We start from the raw sequence: 20,510 nt of genomic DNA, 5'->3' as shown, positions 1-20,510 counted from the left end.
GCATACGGTATCAGGCAACAGACAAAGAAGAACAGCAGACAGAAAGGAAAAGGTAAGTATAATGGCAGTTTTAGTAGCAGGCGGCGCCGGATATATAGGAAGTCATACATGTGTGGAACTCTTAAAGCGAGGCTATGATGTGGTAGTCGTTGATAACCTCTACAATTCCAGTGAGAAAGCGCTGGAGAGAGTGCAGAAGATTGCAGGAAAGGAACTGAAGTTTTATAGAGGTGATATTTTGAACAGGGAGGATCTGGAACCCATATTTGAGCAGGAAGACATTGAGGCGGTTATTAACTTTGCCGGATTGAAAGCTGTGGGTGAGTCCGTTGTGAAGCCCTGGGAATATTATCACAACAACATTACCGGAACGTTGATTCTCTGCGATGTGATGCGCAGACATGGCTGCAAGAACATGATATTCAGTTCTTCCGCAACCGTATACGGAGATCCTGCTGAGATTCCGATTACGGAGAAGTGCCCGAAGGGGGAGATCACCAATCCGTACGGACAGACGAAAGGCATGTTGGAACAGATCCTTACGGATCTGCATACCGGGGATCCGGAGTGGAATATTATGCTTCTGCGTTACTTTAATCCGATCGGAGCGCACGAATCCGGCCTGATAGGGGAAGACCCGAAGGGAATCCCGAATAATCTGGTTCCTTATATTGCGCAGGTGGCAGTTGGAAAGCTGGACTGTCTTGGCGTGTTTGGTGACGATTACGATACCCATGACGGTACGGGCGTCCGGGATTATATACACGTTGTAGATCTGGCTGTGGGCCATGTGAAGGCGATCGAGAAGATGAAGAGCAGCAAAGGGGTGCACATCTATAATCTGGGAACCGGGACAGGTTACAGTGTTCTGGATGTCGTAAAGGCATATGAAAAGGCGTGCGGCAAATCTATCCCTTATCAGATCAGGCCCCGGCGCGCAGGAGACATCGCCACTTGTTACTGTGATGCGTCCAGGGCGAAAGAGGAACTGGGATGGACTGCCGAGCGAGGAATTGAGGAGATGTGCGCGGATTCATGGAAATGGCAGTCGATGAATCCGAATGGTTACAGGGACAGTGAATAGATGAAAAAGTGGACAGGAGAAAGGTGTAATGTGCGCAGAAGGTAAATTGACAGATGTGGAATACCTGCCATTATCCTGCAGCCAGATGAATATCTGGAATCTGGAAATGGCACACCCGGGACTCCCGATTAACAACATATGTACGGCACTTAAGATTGAAGGGAATCTGAATCTGGAATATCTTCAGACATGTATTGAGCTTGTATACAGGGCCTTTCCGTCTCTCAGAACAAGAATTACCATTAGGGACGGGCAGCCTTATCAGTATGTGACAGAAGAGATACCTGCCAGAACGGCATTTTTTGATTTTACTGAGACAAATGAGCAGGGGGTGGGAATCTGGTTTCAGTCCGTTGCCAGAGAGCACTTTACACTGTATGATTCTCCGCTGTGCCAGATGGTGATTTTTAAAACGTCCGGGAACAGCGGGGGAATCCTGACCAGAGTGCATCATATCATAGCAGATGCATGGTCTCATGCACTGATTACAAATTATATCATACATAATTATTTTCAACTTCTTCTGGGAGGCAGGGCGGACAGTTTTGCGGCGCCTTCGTATGAAGGTCATATCTTAAGCGAGCAGAAGTATCTGAAGTCCAAAGCTTTTGAAAAGGATAAAAAATACTGGAGCGGGGTGCTAAGTGATATCCTGCCAGCGGCGGCCAAGGAATATCAGTGTCCGGTCATAAGCCCTGTGGGTCTCAGAAAGTCGTACCGGCTTTCTAACCGGCTGAACCGGCTTATTGGAGGATTCTGCTCGAAGAATAAAGTTTCTCCGTTTGCTGTTTTCTATATGGGCCTGGCTGTCTATCTGCGGCGCATGAAAGGGCAGGAACGGTTCTGTGTCGGTGTACCTACCATAAACAGGCTTAATTTTCAAGATAAGCAGACCGGTGGTATGTTCGTGAATACTCTGCCTTTTGTGAATGAACTGGATATTTCCATGACGTGGAACGAGTTCAATGAAAAGCTGCAGGACGACTGGTTTGCGTTACTCTGTCATCAGCGAATTCCATTTGAATCAATAAAAAAAATAGTAAGCCAAAATGGCAGGAATGTATCGGACCCCTTATTTGATATCGTATTGTCCTATCAGAACGGAAAGATGGACCACCTGAAAGGCGCAAGAGTTTCTCTGGAGGGACGGTGGCTGTACAGCGGCTATCAAAGCGAATCTCTCTGCATCCATCTAAGCAGCAGAGATCAGGAAAACCAATATACAGTAGATTATGATTACCTGACCCAGATATTTTCGGAAGAGGAAATTGATCGGCTGCATGAGAGTCTTTCCCGGATTCTTAAGGAGGCGCTGCAGAATCCGGATGTTCCGATAGCCGGCCTTCAGATCTTAAGTGAGGAGATGGAAGAGCAGGTCATCTACGGATTCAATCAGACCGATGTCTGGTATAACAGGGATGTGGGTATCGCAGACCAGTTGTCAGAGATCTTCAGGCTGAACCCCGGGAGAGCGGCAGTTATATTTGAAGGCAGAAGGATATCCTATCAGGTACTGGAAGAGTCCTCAAGGAAAATAGCGTGTGGGATTGCGGGAAGAACCGGTGCCGGAAAAGGAACTGTGGCTGTCCATATGAGGAGGTCGGAGAAGATATTTACGGCGCTGTGCGGGATTATTCTCTCCGGAAACAGCTGGCTTTTGATTGATATAGATTTGCCTGGACAGCGGAAACGGGAGATGGTGAGCGACAGCCAGGCGCTTTTCTGCATATGCACAGAACCTGCAGAGGAGCTGTCCGGCTGTGTGGAGCTGGTTCTGTTAGAGGAGCTGGCAGATGTGAATAAATTGCCGGATTGTGTAACGGCAGAATATAAGGCGGCCGAGGCTGGGCCGGATGACCTGGCATACCTGGTTTACACATCGGGCAGCACGGGGACGCCAAAGGCCGTGGAGGTGGAGCAGCACAGTGTGCTGAATCTGGCGGCGGCTATGCAGCCGCTCTATCCGAAGGGCGCTGTTCTCGCGATCTGCAGTGTAGGATTTGACGCATTCTTACTGGAGAGTGTGATTGCCCTTCTTTGCGGCCGGACAGTCGTGCTGGCCTCAGAGGCGGAAATGAACCATCCACAGAGGCTGGGCAGCCTGATCCAAAATTATGACGCCGGTTTTATGGCGTTGACTCCGTCCCGTTTGTCTGCATATTTGAAGAACGCAGATTTCTGTGCATCACTGGTGCATATGGAGACGGTGATCTGCGGGGGAGAGAGCCTGCCATCCGAGCTTTCTAAAAAGCTAGCTGATCATACGTCTGCGGCGCTGTATAACCAGTATGGCCCTTCCGAGGCGGCAGTCGCGGTCAGCCATGATGTGGTAAACGGCAGAGAGTCCGTACATATAGGCCGGCCCCTGCAGAACTGCAGGATCTATATACTGGATGAATTCCAGAATCCTCTTCCCCCGGGATCCGTCGGAGAACTATATATTGCCGGTGATTGTCTGGCGAGGGGATACCACAACAGGGAAGAGCTTACTAAAGAGCGGTTTATGAACGATCCTTTCCGGGACGGCGGGCGCATGTACCGAACCGGGGATTTTGGTAAATGGTCAAAAGACGGTAAAATCTTTTATTTGGGCAGAAGGGATGACCAGGTAAAGCTGCTCGGACACCGGGTTGAACTTTCCGAGATCGAATCCGTTCTCATGCGGCATGAGAAGGTAGAGACCGCTGCGGCCGGGATATGGGAGAACCGGCTGATCGCCTATTATACAGGGGATGCCCTGCTTACGGAAAGCGAACTGCTTACATTTGCCGCCAATTATCTGCCGCGGTATCTTCTGCCTGCGGCGGTGGCCAGGGTGGATGCTTTTCCGCTGAACAATAACGGAAAGATCGATTTCACGGCCCTTGAGAAGCCTGTATTAACAGGCGGCGGGGATTCCCCGGCCGATGAAGTGGAAGAAAAACTGCTGGCTGTCTGGCGGAAAGTACTGGAACGGGAGGAACTGGACGTTCATTCCGATTATTTTATGTCGGGAGGGGATTCACTGAATGCCGTGCTGATGCTTCTGGAAGTAGAAAAACAGTTTTCCCGGAGCATTACCGTACAGGAGCTGTACGCGAATGCAACACTGAGACGGCTGGGCAATCTCATCAGAGGCAGAGAGATCCGTCCGGAAGTACAGCGTGCGGAGATCCGGAGAGCTTCGGAGAGGAACTGGTATCCGGTGACACCGTCACAGGCAGGATTTTACGTTATGCATCAACTGGATGAGACGAAGATCGGCTACAATATGCCAACCGCGTTCCATCTCAGCGAATGGCTGGATTATCCGCGGCTTGAGCGCGCATTTGTCAGGATGATAGAGGAGGATACTTCTCTGCGGACTACATTTCATATAGAAGACGGCCGGGTAATTGCCAGAGTCAGCCCAGGAACGGAGTTTCGGATGCAGTGGATGGAGTGCGGCAGCACAGAGGAGGCAATGGCAGGCTTTGTCAGGCCCTTTGACCTGACGGAAGGACCGCTGCTTCGGGCGGCTATGCTAAAGTTGCCGGACAATGAACCATATCTGCTGCTGGATATGCACCATATCATCTCCGATGGCTTAAGCAGCCAGCTTCTGCTGGGCCGGCTGAACCAGTATTATCAGGAACTGCCGGTTTCCATGCCGGAGCTGGATTATATTGATTATGCCTGGTGGGTCAGCGAGAAGATCAGCCAGGAAGAAGATCCGTGCAGGGCATTCTGGCGGAAACAGCTGCCGGATAAGCTGCCGGAGCGGGAGCTTACGCCCGACAGACCCAGGCCGCCTGTATTTGACGGGGCAGGGGGGCAGTACGAGTTTGATCTTTCCCCGTCCCTGAGTGAGAGGGTCGCAGGCTTCTGTGAAGAACAGCATGTTACACCCTTTGTGCTCCTTCTTGCCGTCTACGGACTTTTCCTGAGCCGGTATTCCGGAAGCACGGAAGTTGTGGCAGGGACGCCGTTTTCCGGCCGCCGCCGGCAGCATATGGAGGAGATGACCGGCGTGTTTGTCCAATCTCTTCCGGTATTTATGCAGGCCGGGCCTAAGGAAACATTCACAGCGTACCTGGATTCGGTGAAGCAGACGGTTTCGGGGATGCTGGATCATCAGGAAATTACCCTGGAAGAACTGCTGGAAATTGCCAAAACGTCGAGGACTAGAGACAGGAATCCTCTTTTTAGCGTGATGTTTACCATGACGCCTTTGAAAAGCGGGGATATATCGATCGGAAATGCGAAGCTTAACTACATCCCCGGCAATACACATGCCGTGAAGATGGATCTGAATCTGGAGGCCGTGCATCTGGAGGGAAGATATCATTTTCGGTTCGAGTACGCCAGGAGTTTGTTTGACGAGGTGACGATCGCATTTTACAGCAGGTGTTATCTGCAGGGGCTTAAGGAAGTGCTCCGAAATCCGGAGGCGCTGCTTTCAGAGTTCACCATGCTGGATAAGGCGGATCAATACAGACTGCTGGATCAGCCCGTGCGCCTCAGGACGCCTTATGATGCGACAACGGTGGATCAGGCCGCCGATTATTATGCCTATGCGGATCCGGAGCGGACTGCTGTACATTGGGGAAACGATTCCTGTTATTCTTTTGGGGAGCTGAAGGAGAAGACCGATGTTTTGGCGGGAATTCTGAGGACTGAGGGAATCGGCCTGGGAGATAAGGTGGCTTTTCTTACGAAGAGAACGGGTCTGCTGCCAGTTTTTATGTTCGGTATTCTGAAAGCCGGTGCGGCTTATGTCCCGATCGATCCCGAATTTCCAAAGGAGCGGATTCTTTACATGCTGACGCAGGCAGATGTCAGGCTGGTGCTTTATGGACAGCAGGAACTGGTTCTGGGGGATCTGCCCTGCAGGGAACTGGTCTGGGATGGACGAGAAGCGGAATCTGTTTTGGAAGTACCGGCTGCAGAGCATGGAGCCCAGGATGCGGCAAACGTGATCTTTACTTCCGGAACCACAGGGAAGCCGAAGGGCGTGGTTATGTGCCACAAATCCCTGTCAAATCTGCTGGCGCACCTGGAACCTCTGCTGGGAGGCAGGGAGGAAAAGATCCTGTGTGCATCGAACTGTGTCTTTGATGTGTTTACGACGGAGACGATACTGGCGCTTGGAAAAGGTTACGCGGTCAGTGTTGCCGATGAGGAGGAGATGCTGCTTCCATGGAAGATGGCGGAGCGGATCCTGCGTGACCATGTTACTGTGCTCCAGCTGACGCCGTCGAGAATCCAGATGTGCCTGGGCGATGAGGCATTCTGCAGGGCACTGCGTGGGATACACCGGGTGATCCTTCTGGGTGAACCGTGGAGTATGGAATTAAAAGACAGGCTGAACGGTCTGACAGATGCCCGGATCTTCAATATTTATGGTCCAACGGAGACTTCCGTGCACAACTGCCAGGGAGATATTACGGATGAGAATAGTATCCATATCGGAAAGCCCATCGGAAACTGCCGGTATTATCTGCTGGATGAGGAACGCCGCCCCGTGCCGCCCACAGCCGTCGGGGAAATCTATATTGCCGGGGAATGCCTGTCACCGGGGTATATCAACCGTCAGGACCTGACGGATCAGGTCTTTCTGCCGGATCCATATATCAAAGGAGAAAAGATGTACAGGACCGGAGACAGGGGCAGGCTCAGGGCCGATGGAAACTGGCAGTGCCTTGGACGGGTGGATACTCAGATTAAACTGAACGGGCATCGGATCGAGCCTTTGGAGATTGCGCAGATTATGTTGCAGTCGGGGCTGGTGAAGGAGGCCGCCGCCGTGCCTGTCCTGCATCAGGGCGCGGTTCACTTCCTCAGGGCCGCGGTAGTCAAATCGGAGGGATATACGGAAGAATTACTCCGGGCTTATATGAAGAAGAAACTTCCGGACTATATGATTCCTTCAGAGATCCAAGTGCTTGAGGAATTACCAAGAACGGCCAGCGGCAAGACGGATCTGAAAAAACTGGCGGAGACTGAGGCAGAAGTGCATGAGGCCGGAGCCTGTGTATCGGGGATTGCCGAGTTATGGAAAGAAGTGCTGGGACGGGAGCCGCTGAGAGACGTATCGTTCTTTGAACAGGGCGGAACCTCGCTCCAGGCAATTCTTATTTTAAATCGTTATCACCAGAAAGAGTATGATTTTGGCATCAACGATTTTTACCGTTGTCCTACGCTGGGGGAGCAGGAAAAAATGCTTTGCGTCTTGCCAGGGAAAGACAGGGAACAGGCGCTGCCAGCACAAAAAGAAGCACGCTGGGAACTGCCGGATGTGCTTTCAGAGCAGGAAGAAAAGATGTGCAGGCCCGGGAATATATTACTGACTGGCTGCACAGGTTATCTTGGAAGTTATATATTAAAAAAACTGCTGGAATACGGCAATGAGGAAATGTACTGTCTGGTAAGAGGGGGAAATATCCGGCTGGAGGAAAGCATGAATTATTACTTCGGCGCCGGGTATCTTGACAAATATAAGGATCGGATTCATGCATTTGACGGAGAACTGACGGCTGATCAATTTGGGGCGGATCCATCCGTTTATGAAGAAATGCTGCATAGTGTCACGCGGGTATTCCACTGTGCGGCGGACGTCCGGCATTATGCGCCGGAAGAAGAGCTCATCAGCACGAATGTTGAGGGTACCCGGCAGGTGCTCCGCTTCGCAGAGGCTTCCAAAGCGGCGGTAATGCATATATCCACAATCAGTGTTGCAGGGATGCAGACGGCCCGGACAAAGGAACGGGGAGCAGCATTGACGGAGAAGGATCTGGATATCGGCCAGAATTGGTGGGAGAACCCCTATGTCAAGAGTAAAATCATGGCGGAGAAACTGGTGGATGATGCAGTACGGAAAGGGCTTGGCGCCAACATCTTCCGGATCGGAAGGCTGGTCGGCAGTTCCTTTGACGGGAAATTCCAAAAAAATCCGGAATCGAATGCATTTTACAGGCTGGTCAAAGGGATGATAGAATTAGGGATGCTTCCGGAGGTTCTGTACCATCAAAGGCTGGAGGTGACTCCGGTCAATCTGGCGGCTGAGGCGGTTGTAAGGCTGAGCAAAACGACAAAGTCCGCCTATCATATCTGCAGTCCCAACGAGATTGAAATCGGCAGTCTGGCGGAAGCGTGCGGACCTGTACAGATAACGGATGCAGAGACGTTCGCAGGGGTATTAGTGGAAAAGAGCATGCAGTCGGACTCTCCGTATATCCAGGCATTGGCACAGACCTGGTTTGAACTGCAGAGCCGGGAGGCCGATGTAGAGCCTGACACGGCTTTTTCGCAGGAAGCACTGGCTGCATTGGATTTCTGGTGGCCCAAGCCAGATCTCAGGAAAATGAAATTGTGCTTTACCAAAGAAGAGGGGAGGGAAGCTCGGTGATGACAATAGCCGGACATATACTGGATATATCAGCAGCAGTACTGGGCTTTTTCATAGTCAGCTGTCTGATGAAGGGCAGGCTGTCGGCAGTTCAGAAGCTTTATCTTTCCTCGGCCGGATTTCTGCTGATCTGGCTGCTGGCAATCATTGGGATGGAGTACACCGAGAATATGGCGGCGCTGCAGGTCATGGATGCAATTACATGTGCCTGTTCCGCTATGCTCATTATGACTATACTTCTGATTTCCCTGATTTTTACGAAAAATCAGGTGAAGATACCGCGGCATTACTGGTTTTTATATACACTGCCGGTGCTCTCGTCTCTCGTTGTATTTACGAATCCTCTGCACCATCTGTTTTACAGACAGTTTTCTATCTATGCATCGGAAGTAAGGTTTGGGCCTCTGTTTATCATCTCGGGGCTGCAGTATTATGCTTATTCCATTATCGTAGTTATTCTCATGTTCCGATATGGAATCAGGCGCAGGAGCAGAAGCGTATGGGGACAGGTGGGGCTGTTTATCGGAGGGCTGTTTGTTCCGTTCTTCACGAATCTTCTGGCAACCCTTAAAATTGTAGACCTGCCGATATCTGCCACTCCGCTGGCCTTTCTGGTCACGATATTGTGTCATGGAATTGCCATGTATTACCTGAATTTTCTGAATATCAAACCGGTAGCCCTGGAAAGCATGGTAGATAATGTGTCGGAAGGGTACGTCATTCTTTCTTCCGACAGATGCATTATTTACTCAAATGCTGCATTTGATGAAGTATTCGGGGAACAGTATAAAATGAAAATCAACAGTTATTTGAACCAGGTGGTTGAGGGACTGGAGGAGCGGAAACGGGATGTGATTTACAATCTGCTTAATTTTTTTGATGTCTGTAAACAGTCTGTAAATGTCATCTCTTATGAACAGGCGATTCTGTGTGAAGAAGGCAAGGTCTACTATTCGGTAGAACTAACGCCCATTTTTGTCAAGCACAGCATGGCCGGTGTCCTGGCAATGTTCCGGGATGTGACAAAGCTAAAAGAGGAGATGAAAAGAAAGCAGCAGAATCTGAGCCGGGCAATGGAGAGGGAGCGCCTGATTTCACTTGGGCAGATGATTGGAAGTATTTCCCACAATCTCAAGACCCCGATTATGGCTATATCGGGGGATGTAACGATTCTGGAAGATTTAGTGAGAGAGTATTCCCAGAGTGTGGGAGATCCGGAGGTGACGATTCAGGACCATCAGGAAATCGCCGGGGAGATGGATGGCTGGCTGGCAAGGATTAAAGAATGCTGTGCTTATATGTCAGACATCATAACGACGGTAAAGGGTATGGCTGCAAATTTAAGTACATCCTCGGAGGAGGATTTTACAATGGATGAAGTGTTCAAAAGAGTGGAAATGTTTCTGAAGGGTAAGCTGGTCAAAAATGGCTGCAGGCTGATCACGGATAACAGGCTTTCAGAGAACACTGTGATACAGGGGGATATCAATAATCTGGTCCAGGTAGTCAATAATCTTTTGGACAATGCATGTGATGCCATGGAGGGGAAGGGCGGAGACGTTGAACTTAAGGCCTGGAAAAAGGACGGCAGTGTCTACATTGCTGTGAAGGATTATGGAACGGGCATCTCTGCAGATGTGAGGGAAAAACTGTTCCGTTCAATGTGCACAACAAAGGGAACGAAAGGAACCGGACTGGGCCTGTATAGCTCGGCGGAGATTATACGGGCACGGTTCGGCGGCAGAATATGGGGTGAGAATCACGCAGAAGGAGGAGCCTCCTTCTATATCGAGCTTCCAATAGAGGAAGAAGAGAGAGGATAAAGGGAATGCGGAAGAACAGAGCTGGAAAAGAAAAAAATGGTTTTAAAATGTTCATTCTGGACGATGACAGAAATATTCTGGATGCTTTGAGTGCCAATTTCCGCACAAAAGGCTACGAAGTAGAAACACAGGAAAATCCGCTTACAGCATTGGAACAGCTGAAGAACGGCCATTATGATATTCTGATTCTGGACTTTATCATGTCCCCGATCTGTGGGGATGAGGTGGTTGCTCGGCTGAGAAAGTTCGATAACAGAATTTATGTAATCATGCTGACGGGGCATAAAGAGCTGGCGCCGCCGTTAAATACGATCCGTGAACTGGAGATTCAGGGATACTGTGAGAAGAGCAGCCGGTATGACCAGCTGGAACTTCTTGTGGAAAGCTGTGTGAAATGCATTCGGCATATCAATACGATCTACCGGTATCAGGACGGGCTGTCCAGCATTCTGGACGCGATACCCCACCTGCACCAGATGGTGCCTGTCGATGAGCTGTGCGGGCAGGTGCTGAAGGAGTTGAAGGCTCTGGTACAGACAGGTGATGGTTTTGTGTGGGTGAAACCGGATGGTGTACTGACGGATCCGGGAAATGCCGAATTGCCGGCGGATATATACCGAGGGGCCGGCTCTTACGATAAGCCGTTTTTTGAGTTTGAGAATGAGGATTTCCCGGTAATTGTAGAACACGTCAGAAAGAGTATGGCGGAGCAGCGGATTATCTTTCATAATGGAGTCCTGCTTGTGCCTCTTCTTGGGAAACGGGAGATCATCCTGGGTGTCATGGGAGCGAAGACCGGGACGGCACCGGATACCACGCTGGAGGCGCTCTTGTCGGTGTATGCGGAGCAGGTATCCACAGCCCTTCACAATACACTGCTGAAAATGCTGTTAAATGCCAACAATAAGAGGCTCTCAGGCATGAATAAGCGGCTGATGGACAGCTATATGCAGACGGTAGAGGCGCTCAGGCTGCTGGTGGATGCCAAGGATATCTACACAAGAGGGCATTCCGACCGGGTATCCTATTACGCGGTGAAACTTGCGGAACGCCTGGAATATGACGCGGAATTTGTGAAACGGGTCAGGGTGGCAGGACTTCTGCACGACATTGGGAAGATCGGTGTATCGGACGCAGTGCTTAGCAAACCAGAGCGGCTAAGCGAGGAGGAATTCAGAGAGATCAAAAAGCATCCCGGCATGGGCGCTAATATTCTGTCCTGTATGGAGATGTTCAGCAATACGGGAGAGATTGTGTGTGCGCATCATGAGCGCTATGACGGGACGGGTTATCCCAGAAAACTGAAGGGGGAAGAGATTCCGCCGGAGGCCAGGATCATAGCAATTGCGGACGCATTTGACGCGATGATGTCCGACCGTCATTACAGAAAAAAACTCTCATTTGCAGCGGCTGTGAGCCAGCTGGAAGAGGGAAAAGGAGCCCAGTTTGACGGCCATTATGTGGATGTATTTCTGGAAGTGCTGAAGGACTATGATACAATCAATGAGCAGCTGCGATGGACTTATGATGAAAATAAAGGAAGAAACGAAAATTATGGAGCAGAAGAATATTTATAAACAGGTAAAACTATATAAAACACTGCAGGAGTGCCTGCTTGACGTGCAGGATGCATATGCAGAGAGACCGGCTATCACGTCTTTCGACAGAGCGGGTACCCAACGGGATGTTTCTTACCGGGAATTTGTAAAAGATGTGCAGGGAGCCGCCTATATGATGGTGCAGAAAAAAATGGCGGGTAAACACATTGCCCTGGTGGGAGAAAATACTTACGAATGGATTGCTGCATTCTGTGCGGCCGGCTGCATCGGTTCCGTGGGAGTCCCGATCGACGTGGAACAGCCGGAGAAAGAAATCCTGAATCTGGCTGAATTTGCGGATGCTTCTTACGCGGTAGTGCAAAAAGATTTTAAAGATGCATTTCAGGGATGGAAAAAAGAACGCGTGATCTGCATGGACACCGGAATCAGGGAGATGATAGAAGAAGGCAGAAGAAAGGTGGAGCAGGAACAGATCCAGGGATTTTCATTTGCCCAGGACATCGGGCCGGATACAACGCTGGCAATTGTTTATACGTCAGGAACGACCAGTGTTTCCAAAGCCGTTGTACTAAGCCATTACAATATGATGTATGATGCCTGTTGCTGCCAGGCTTCGGTACAGCTGGAGGACAGGATGTTCAATCCGCTTCCTCTTTACCATACATATTCCCTGGGATGCGGGATTCTGGATATGATCGCGCACGGCCAGAATATCTGCATCAACGGAAATCTGAAAACGCTGTTCCGCGACATCAGGCTTTACAGGCCGAGTATTCTCATGGCGGTGCCCCTGATTTTAGAAAATCTGCTCAAAGAAATTCACCGGATCCAGGAAAATATGGGAATCCGTGAGCAGACAGCCCAGGCAGTAGAAAAATATAAAAAAGGAATCTTTACAAAAAAACCCGTGAAGGTCAACGGCATGGACCTGATCCTGGGGGATCAGCTGAAGACGATCTGCTGCGGCGGAGCACATTTGAATGAAAAAATAGCAGAGGAATTTGCAGCTTATGGTATTGACGTGCTTCAGGGCTATGGAATTACAGAGTGCAGTCCACTGATCAGCAACAGCATCCGGGGACAAAACAGAATCAACTCCGTCGGCCTTCCGCTTCCGGGGGTGGAATTAAAGCTGGCAGACGGGGAGATCCTGGTGAAGGGGCCCATTGTATTTAAAGAATACTATAAGAATCCGGGCGCTACGGAGGAAAGTTTTACAGATGAATGGTTCCATACAGGGGACATTGGCTATATGGACAGAAAAGGCTTTCTCTATATTTGCGGGAGAAAGAAAAACCTGATCGTTTTCAATAATGGAAAAAAGGTAGTTCCGGAGGAACTAGAAGCTTATATCCAGGAACTTCCTCTTGTGAAAGAAGTAATGGTGTACGGTGCAAGTACGGGAAATGCACTGGATGAGGTGAAGCTTTCCGCACTGGTCTGCGTGGACGCGGAGAAGACCAGTGAGACAGACAATTACAGGATACTGGAAAGTATACAGGAGTCCATTGCGGAGTTGAATGCAAAACTGCCGGTCTATAAGAGAATCCAGTCTGTAAAGCTGTCCGAGTCTGAATTTAAAAAGACCTCCATGCAGAAAATCCAGAGAAGGAAGGTGACGGTATGACAGAGGAGGAAATGCTGCTCCTTGTAGAAGAGATCGTAAGAGAGGTGACAGGGGTGAAGAAGCTGACCATGGACACCGAGTTTGTAAATGACCTGGCGCTGAATTCCATGGATGTGGCCAATCTGGTATGCGCGTTCGAGGAGAGATTTGATACGGATATTCCCATGAAAGACGTGCGCAACCTTATGCAGGTGAGAGACGTGATCCGGTATATGCAGAAATGGGAACATATGCGGGACGCAGACGGCCGTACCGATGAGAACGATTTGTAATTTGTAAGAAATCACAGGAAATTATGAAAATCTCTTGACAAAGAAATGGGAACTTGATATTATTAAAAAAACAGAACGCACTCTGTTTTTGCATTTCTGAAGTTAGACAGGAAAGTAGGGAAGCATATGAGAAGACAGGTTTTTTCATTGCTGGTTGACAACAATCCGGGTGTACTAAGCAGGATTGCTGGGCTTTTCAGCAGAAGGGGATACAGTATTGACAGTATTACGGCAGGAATGACGGCCGATCCCAGATTCACAAGGATTACGGTTGTTGCAAGCGGAGACGAACTGATACTGTCCCAGATAGAAAAGCAGGTCCGCAAGCTGGAGGATGTTATTGAGATCAAGGTTCTTAAGGACGGTGAATCCGTTTACAGGGAGCTGATCATGGTGAAGGTTCGTGCCAGCGCAGCACAGCGGCCGGAAGTGATTTCCATCGCAGATATATTCAGGGCCAAGATCGTTGATGTTGAGAAGGAATCTATGATGATCGAGCTGACAGGGAACCAGTCCAAGCTGGAAGCGTTTCTGAACCTGCTCGACGGCTATGAGATACTGGAGCTGGCAAGGACGGGGATCACGGGGCTTGCGCGTGGGATCAAGGATGTCACATTTATAGACTGACATGCAGTACATAGGGACGGGAAGCTAGAGGCTGACAGCCTTTAACTCATATAAAAAGCAATTTATCATCAGTTAATGCACACGAAAGCACATTGATGAAAGAGGAATTAGGAGGAATATCAAGATGGCAGCAAAAATTTATTATCAGGAAGACTGCAACCTTTCGATGCTGGAAGGAAAAACAATCGCAATTATCGGTTACGGAAGCCAGGGCCATGCACATGCACTGAATCTAAAAGAATCAGGCTGCAATGTGATCATCGGTCTGTATGAAGGAAGTAAGTCCTGGGCAAAAGCAGAGGCACAGGGATTTGAAGTATTTACAGCCGCTGAGGCAGCTAAAAAAGCGGATATCATCATGATTCTGATCAACGATGAGAAGCAGGCTGCAATGTATAAGAAAGATATCGAGCCAAATCTGGAAGAGGGCAATATGCTGATGTTCGCACACGGTTTTGCAATCCACTTCGGCCAGATTGTACCTCCTCCGTATGTAGATGTTACTATGATTGCACCGAAGGGACCGGGACACACAGTACGAAGTGAGTATCAGGTTGGCAAGGGTGTACCTTGTTTGGTGGCTGTACAGCAGGATGCAACGGGCAAGGCTTTGGATAAAGCGCTTGCATATGCGCTGGGAATCGGCGGTGCCAGAGCCGGCGTACTGGAGACTACGTTCAGAACAGAGACGGAGACAGACCTGTTCGGCGAGCAGGCAGTACTCTGCGGCGGCGTATGCGCATTGATGCAGGCAGGCTTCGAGACTCTGACCGAGGCCGGATATGATCCGAGAAACGCATACTTCGAGTGTATTCATGAGATGAAGCTGATTGTAGATCTGATCTATCAGTCAGGCTTTGCAGGAATGAGATATTCTATCTCCAATACGGCTGAATTCGGCGATTACATAACAGGACCAAAGATTATCACGGAAGATACCAAGAAAGCAATGAAGAAGATTCTTAGCGATATCCAGGACGGATCTTTTGCAAAGGAATTCTTGCTTGATATGTCCGACGCAGGCGGCCAGGCTCACTTCAGAGCAATGAGAAAGCTTGCAGCAGAACATCCGGCAGAGAAGATCGGTGAGGAAGTAAGAAAACTTTACAGCTGGAGCGATGAAGATAAGTTGATCAATAACTAATCAAAGAGACAGCATAGTAATCATAGGATATAGACCCCGGCGTTTCTAATAATGAGGTGTGATAGCGATAGCGGCAAAAAGCTAATAAAATCAATGGTTTTGCGGACAGCGGATAGACAGGGAATGTGTTAAAAACTGAATACGCACACAAACGGCGTTACCTTAACCCCTTTGGGGGAGAAAGTAACGCCGTTTTTTTATGCCCGCAGGAAAGGAGGTGCAGCCGGAATGTATTTCACAAAGGGCAAGCAGCGGGCGTTTGAATTGCTCATGCAGCAGAAGCCGGGATTTGACCGCTATCAATCCGGTTGTGCCGGAGATGATGAAGATTGCGGCACTTGCCGTTTCTACCGCCCCGGGTGGAAATATGAGTTTTGCGTTTTCAAAGAGTGTCCCTATTGCCCCGGCAAAAGGACGCGGAAAACGCACGCCAGCATGGACAAATAGACGGGCAAAAGCCCTTGTGCCATGCGGCTTTGCAGACGCGAAAACGGCAAAGGGCATATTGCAATACCAAAACAGCCGAAAACGGCTTTCTAATTGTCCACGCATACCAAGAGAGGAAGTGAGGAAATATGGCAGTTTTCAGAGTGGAGCGAAATACGGGATATACCGTTATGAGCAACCACCACTTGCGAAACAAGGAATTGTCCTTAAAGGCAAAGGGCTTGTTGTCGCAAATGCTTTCGCTGCCCGAAGATTGGGATTATACCCTTGCGGGCTTATCCCATATCAACCGGGAGAAGATCGACGCAATCCGCGAAGCGGTAAAGGAACTCGAAAAAGCCGGATATATCGTGCGCAGCCGGGAGCGCGACGAAAAGGGACGCTTGCGGGGCGCAGATTACGTCATATACGAGCAGCCGCAGCCGCGAGAGCCGGAAGCAGCTACCAGCGGCGGACAGCCGCCTATATTGGATTTACCTACATTGGAAAATCCAACATTGGATAATCCAACGTTGGAAAAACCTACGCAGGAAAAACCTACGTTGGAAAATCCAACGCAATTAAATAAAGATATATTAAGTAAAGAACAATCAATTACTGATTTATCAAGTACCGATTCCATTCCTTTCCATTCCCTAAACCCCTTGCCCTTTGCGCATGGCGAAGCGGCTACGCCGCCGGAAAGGAAAAGAACGGAAGCGAAAAGCAATAGCGCAGTAGAGATTTACAGGGAGATTATCAAGGACAATATCGAATACGACCATCTCATTCAAAACTGCAAAATTGACAAAGACCGTTTGGACGAGATTGTTGACCTTATGCTGGAAACCGTCTGCACAGCCCGAAAGACAATCCGTATTGCCGGGGACGACTACCCCGCCGAATTGGTGAAATCCAAGTTTTTGAAGCTGAACAGCAGCCATATTGAGTTTGTTTTGGATTGCATGAGGGAGAACACAACCAAAGTGCGCAACATCAAGCAGTATCTAAAAGCGGTGCTGTTCAACGCGCCGAGTACCATTGACAGCTACTATACCGCCCTTGTCAATCACGACTTATACGGCGGCGAATGAGCATAGCCGCACTTTACCGGGAAAGGAGTTGATACCTTGCAGGAGGAAGTAACCCAAAAAACGATTGCCCTATACGTCAAAGTGGGAAAAGGCGCGGCGCGGCTTACCGAACAGGCGTTACAGAAAGCAATCCAAAAGTTTTTGGAGCAGAAAAGCAAACCCGCGCATGGGAAACAGACCATGCGGCAGCTTATGAAGCAGAACGCGGGTGTTTCCAACATCGAGATCACCGACAGCAATATTAAAGCCTTTGAGAGTACGGCGAAGAAATACAACATAGATTTTTCGCTAAAAAAGGTTAAGGGCGAGCAGACCCGTTACCTTGTGTTTTTCAAAGGCCGGGACGCGGACGTTATGACCGCAGCGTTTCAAGAGTTTTCCGCAAAGAAGCTGAACCGGGAGAAAAAGCCCTCTATCCGCAAAGCCCTTGCCGCTGCAAAGGACAAGGCGAAGCAGCTTAACGCCGCCCGCGACAAGGTAAAGAAAATGGACAGGGGGCGCGAGATATGAAGCAGATCAACTACAAAAAGCTGATACTTCCGAATATCCCCTATGTGTTCTTTGTCTATCTCTTTGATAAAGTCGGACAGGCGGTGCGGCTTGCCCCCGGCGCGGATATTTCTGCAAAGATACTGAATATCACACAAGGATTTTCCGCAGCCTTTGAAAACGCCTTGCCGAGCGTTTACCCGTTGGATTTGCTTGTCGGCATTGTCGGTGCGGTGATTATCCGCTTGATAGTCTATGTCAAAGGGAAAAACGCGAAGAAATACCGCAAGGGCGCGGAGTACGGCTCTGCCCGATGGAGTGCATAATTTTAAGTGTAAAGGAAGCCTATATGGACGCACAGGAGGTTATGCACATGACTGATTATAGTAAAATTACAGCCCTTTACTCCCGCCTTTCCGTGGGCGACGAGGACAGGGACGGCGGTGAGAGTAACTCGATACAGAACCAAAAAATCTTTTTGGAGAACTACGCCAGAGGGCAGCACTTAACCAATATCCGGCACTACATTGACGATGACGAAAGCGGCAGATTTTTTGACCGTTCTGCCTACTCCCGCATGATGGACGATGTAGAGAACGGGAAAATCGGTGTCTGCATTATGAAAGACCTGACACGCTGGGGGCGTGACTATCTCCAAGTCGGCAATGCGATGGAGATATTCAGACGGAACAATGTGCGCTTTATCGCAGTCAACAACGGGATAGACAGCGAAAAGCCCGATACATTGGAGTTTGCGCCCTTTATCAACATCATGTCGGAGTGGTACGCAAAGGACATCAGCAAGAAAGTAAAGACCGGCATTAAGACGAAGGGCATGAGTGGAAAGCCGATTGCCACCGAAGCCCCCTATGGCTATGTCAAATCCCCGGACAACAAGGATTTTTGGATTATCGACGAGGAAGCCGCCGGAGTTGTTCGTTTGATTTTTCGCCTGTTTCTGGACGGAAAAAACCGAAACCAAATTGCCGTATATCTCACGCAGGCGCAAATCCCAACGCCCACATTCTACATGAAAGAGCGCGGGCGGGGAACCTGTAAAAACAGGGCGCTCAATGAGGCCAACCGCTATAAGTGGAACAAAGCCACCCTGACCCATATCCTCACACGGCAGGAGTATTGCGGTGATGTTGTCAACTTCAAGACCACAAAGCACTTCCGCGACAAGCGGAACCACTATGTAGACCGGAGCCAATGGCAGATAACCGAAAATGTGCATGAGCCGATTATTGACCGCACCGACTTTGAAACCGTACAGCGGATTTTGGAAAATGCGCCCGTCAAACGCCCCAACGGGGACGGGGAAATCCACCCTTTGTCGGGCTTGCTTTTCTGTAAGGATTGCGGTGCGAAAATGCACATTCGCATAGATTATCGGAATGGCGGCAAGCGTCATGTTGCCTATTGCAGCGAGTACCACAAGGGAAAAGCCAAAAACCCCAAATGCAATTCCCCGCACATCATTGACGCGGATTTGCTCATGCAGACCATCGCGGAAGTGCTGAAGAAAATCGAGGACTATTCTATCAGCAACTGGGCGGAATTTGAAGCCTTAGTGAAAAAGAACCTTGCCATGCAGCAGACCGACAAGACCAAGAAACAGCAGAAGCGTATCCCGCAAATCACGACGCGCCTTGAACAGATTGACAAGGTGCTGAACAAGCTCTATGAGGACAACGCCCTCGGCACGATCCCGCAAGACCGCTATGAGCAAATGTCGCAGAAGTATTCAGAAGAATACTATGCGCTGAAAGCGGAGCTTGCCGAGCTGCAAGAGCAGCTATCCGCTTTTGAGAACGCGGGCGGACGGGCGCAGAAGTTTTTGAAGCTGACGGAACGCTACGCTGCCTTTACCGACCTGACCCCCGCCATTCTCAACGAGTTTATCAGCCGGATTGAAGTGCATGAGCGCGACAAGAAAAGGGCAAAACAAGCCATTCAGCACATCGGGATATATTTCAACTATATCGGCAAATTTGAGAACGAAGTGACACAGCTTACAGAGCCAACGGAGCAGGAAATCCGGCAAATGCGGGAGAAAATCGAGGAAGCCCAAAAGGAAAAGAGCCGCGCCTACCACCGGCAGTATTCAAGGGAGTACCGGGCGCGTAACCTTGAAAAGCGACGGGAGTATGACCGCATGAAAGCACGGGAATACCGGGCAAAGAAAAAGGCACAGGAAGCCGCCGCAGCACCCGCACAGTAAAACCGAATACTGACAACCAAGAGGGATTTTCCGGGCTACGGGAAATCCCTCTTTTGCACCCAGAGAAAGGAGCCGCCTATGGCAGAACAGAACGGGACACCTCAATCCCCCGACAGTGTTATCACGACACAGAGGGACGGACAGACCATCGTTGCGGAGTTGTTTTTCAACCACAGCGGCACAGAAACATTCCGCGACAAGCTGCTCAAAGTGATACTTGCCGACAGCTTGCAGGACGGTCAAGAGCCGGAAAAAACGAAAATCACGCGATAGGAACCGCCCGGACGAAGAATGGTTCGCCGGGGCGGTTTCTATTTGAAAATCCCCATTTTCCCCAAGTCAAGAGCCGGGAAAATTCCCTCAAAAATGCCCCTCTCTCCAAACGAGGGCGCAGAAAGGAGAGTTTATGCGAACAGGGCTTCCCAAGCAAAAAAAGATCACAGACATCTGGTTTGATGAGAAAGACCCGTTGATCCATATCCGTACCCACAACACCGACTTGAAGAAGCGGCTTGCCGCCTATGCCGAGCAGCACCCCGATGTGTGCCGCCAGACCGACGCAGACCCGGAAACGGGCTGCATGGAGTTTGACATTGAGAAAGGCCGCTTCTCTTTCCGTCTGACCGCCCCATACAGCGAGGAACGGCGGGAAGCGGCGCGGCGGTATGCCAGAGAGAGCAACGTCGCCGACAGGCTGAGCTAGCGTAAAATTTTATTCGGATTAAATGAAAAGAGGACACCACTTTGTGATAAAGTATTTATGGCTTGCAACCAA

13 protein-coding genes and 2 pseudogenes are annotated in these 20,510 nt (G+C 49.8%); all 15 read left to right on the top strand.

The window, feature by feature from the left end:
* Nucleotides 1–61: 61 nt before the first annotated feature.
* The 15 genes and pseudogenes from galE to GKG43_RS12440 all read left to right on the top strand — a co-directional run bounded on the left by galE (nt 62) and on the right by GKG43_RS12440 (nt 20,438).
* The gene (gene galE / locus GKG43_RS12510) at nt 62–1,084 is read left to right on the top strand and encodes a UDP-glucose 4-epimerase GalE (protein ID WP_050642433.1); all 1,023 of its coding nucleotides are present in this window, start codon (nt 62–64) and stop codon (nt 1,082–1,084) included.
* A gap of 28 nt (nt 1,085–1,112) precedes the next feature.
* Complete coding sequence (locus tag GKG43_RS12505; RefSeq protein ID WP_055151221.1) at nt 1,113–8,450, top strand: non-ribosomal peptide synthetase; 7,338 nt, start codon at nt 1,113–1,115, stop codon at nt 8,448–8,450.
* Nucleotides 8,450–10,273, top strand: coding sequence for a histidine kinase N-terminal 7TM domain-containing protein (locus GKG43_RS12500; protein ID WP_055151218.1), 1,824 nt, complete (start codon nt 8,450–8,452; stop codon nt 10,271–10,273). Before GKG43_RS12505 ends, GKG43_RS12500 begins: the two co-directional genes overlap by 1 nt.
* 5 nt (nt 10,274–10,278) lie before the next feature.
* On the top strand, nt 10,279–11,850 hold the full coding sequence (locus GKG43_RS12495; RefSeq protein ID WP_055151215.1) for an HD domain-containing response regulator: 1,572 nt from the start codon (nt 10,279–10,281) through the stop codon (nt 11,848–11,850).
* Nucleotides 11,828–13,459: an AMP-binding protein gene (locus GKG43_RS12490; RefSeq protein ID WP_055151212.1), complete on the top strand. Its 1,632-nt coding sequence runs from the start codon at nt 11,828–11,830 to the stop codon at nt 13,457–13,459. Before GKG43_RS12495 ends, GKG43_RS12490 begins: the two co-directional genes overlap by 23 nt.
* Nucleotides 13,456–13,731, top strand: a complete 276-nt coding sequence (locus GKG43_RS12485) for a phosphopantetheine-binding protein (RefSeq protein ID WP_050642428.1) — start codon at nt 13,456–13,458, stop codon at nt 13,729–13,731. Before GKG43_RS12490 ends, GKG43_RS12485 begins: the two co-directional genes overlap by 4 nt.
* Before the next feature lie 126 nt (nt 13,732–13,857).
* Nucleotides 13,858–14,358 (top strand): acetolactate synthase small subunit, encoded by a 501-nt coding sequence (gene ilvN / locus GKG43_RS12480; protein WP_050642799.1) that lies wholly within the window; start codon nt 13,858–13,860, stop codon nt 14,356–14,358.
* Between the two features lie 124 nt (nt 14,359–14,482).
* Nucleotides 14,483–15,502 (top strand): ketol-acid reductoisomerase, encoded by a 1,020-nt coding sequence (gene ilvC, locus GKG43_RS12475; RefSeq protein ID WP_050642427.1) that lies wholly within the window; start codon nt 14,483–14,485, stop codon nt 15,500–15,502.
* Nucleotides 15,503–15,730: 228 nt separating this feature from the next.
* A pseudogene (locus GKG43_RS12470) lies at nt 15,731–15,919 on the top strand (hypothetical protein); the annotation flags it as partial.
* Between the two features lie 158 nt (nt 15,920–16,077).
* The gene (locus GKG43_RS12465; RefSeq protein ID WP_002604485.1) at nt 16,078–17,022 is read left to right on the top strand and encodes a DUF6017 domain-containing protein; all 945 of its coding nucleotides are present in this window, start codon (nt 16,078–16,080) and stop codon (nt 17,020–17,022) included.
* A 36-nt stretch (nt 17,023–17,058) separates the two neighbouring features.
* Nucleotides 17,059–17,532 carry a PcfB family protein gene (locus tag GKG43_RS12460; RefSeq protein WP_002604484.1) on the top strand — a complete coding sequence of 158 codons (474 nt, stop codon included), beginning with the start codon at nt 17,059–17,061 and terminating at the stop codon, nt 17,530–17,532.
* A pseudogene (locus GKG43_RS12455) lies at nt 17,529–17,828 on the top strand (type IV secretory system conjugative DNA transfer family protein); the annotation flags it as partial. The gene GKG43_RS12460 and the pseudogene GKG43_RS12455, both read left to right, overlap by 4 nt.
* Nucleotides 17,829–17,860: 32 nt before the next feature.
* The gene (locus GKG43_RS12450; RefSeq protein ID WP_022030171.1) at nt 17,861–19,735 is read left to right on the top strand and encodes a recombinase family protein; all 1,875 of its coding nucleotides are present in this window, start codon (nt 17,861–17,863) and stop codon (nt 19,733–19,735) included.
* Nucleotides 19,736–19,813: 78 nt separating this feature from the next.
* Nucleotides 19,814–20,008: a transposon-encoded TnpW family protein gene (locus GKG43_RS12445; RefSeq protein WP_022030172.1), complete on the top strand. Its 195-nt coding sequence runs from the start codon at nt 19,814–19,816 to the stop codon at nt 20,006–20,008.
* A 133-nt stretch (nt 20,009–20,141) separates the two neighbouring features.
* Nucleotides 20,142–20,438, top strand: a complete 297-nt coding sequence (locus GKG43_RS12440; protein ID WP_129879163.1) for a hypothetical protein — start codon at nt 20,142–20,144, stop codon at nt 20,436–20,438.
* Nucleotides 20,439–20,510 lie beyond the last annotated feature (72 nt).

This window comes from Eubacterium sp. BIOML-A2 (genome assembly GCF_009680135.1).
Taxonomy (GTDB): Bacteria; Bacillota; Clostridia; order Lachnospirales; family Lachnospiraceae; genus Faecalicatena; species Faecalicatena contortus_B.
Note: the sequence above shows the minus strand (reverse complement) of the source record. Positions and strands in the feature narration are given on the sequence as shown.

What these genes read in the sequence shown, in the direction of transcription:
- galE (WP_050642433.1), top strand. Translation starts at nt 62, where the DNA reads ATGGCAGTTTTAGTAGCAGGCGGCGCCGGATATATAGGAAGTCATACA.
- GKG43_RS12505 (WP_055151221.1), top strand. Translation starts at nt 1,113, where the DNA reads ATGTGCGCAGAAGGTAAATTGACAGATGTGGAATACCTGCCATTATCC.
- GKG43_RS12500 (WP_055151218.1), top strand. Translation starts at nt 8,450, where the DNA reads ATGACAATAGCCGGACATATACTGGATATATCAGCAGCAGTACTGGGC.
- GKG43_RS12495 (WP_055151215.1), top strand. Translation starts at nt 10,279, where the DNA reads ATGCGGAAGAACAGAGCTGGAAAAGAAAAAAATGGTTTTAAAATGTTC.
- GKG43_RS12490 (WP_055151212.1), top strand. Translation starts at nt 11,828, where the DNA reads ATGGAGCAGAAGAATATTTATAAACAGGTAAAACTATATAAAACACTG.
- GKG43_RS12485 (WP_050642428.1), top strand. Translation starts at nt 13,456, where the DNA reads ATGACAGAGGAGGAAATGCTGCTCCTTGTAGAAGAGATCGTAAGAGAG.
- ilvN (WP_050642799.1), top strand. Translation starts at nt 13,858, where the DNA reads ATGAGAAGACAGGTTTTTTCATTGCTGGTTGACAACAATCCGGGTGTA.
- ilvC (WP_050642427.1), top strand. Translation starts at nt 14,483, where the DNA reads ATGGCAGCAAAAATTTATTATCAGGAAGACTGCAACCTTTCGATGCTG.
- GKG43_RS12465 (WP_002604485.1), top strand. Translation starts at nt 16,078, where the DNA reads ATGGCAGTTTTCAGAGTGGAGCGAAATACGGGATATACCGTTATGAGC.
- GKG43_RS12450 (WP_022030171.1), top strand. Translation starts at nt 17,861, where the DNA reads ATGGACGCACAGGAGGTTATGCACATGACTGATTATAGTAAAATTACA.
- GKG43_RS12445 (WP_022030172.1), top strand. Translation starts at nt 19,814, where the DNA reads ATGGCAGAACAGAACGGGACACCTCAATCCCCCGACAGTGTTATCACG.
- GKG43_RS12440 (WP_129879163.1), top strand. Translation starts at nt 20,142, where the DNA reads ATGCGAACAGGGCTTCCCAAGCAAAAAAAGATCACAGACATCTGGTTT.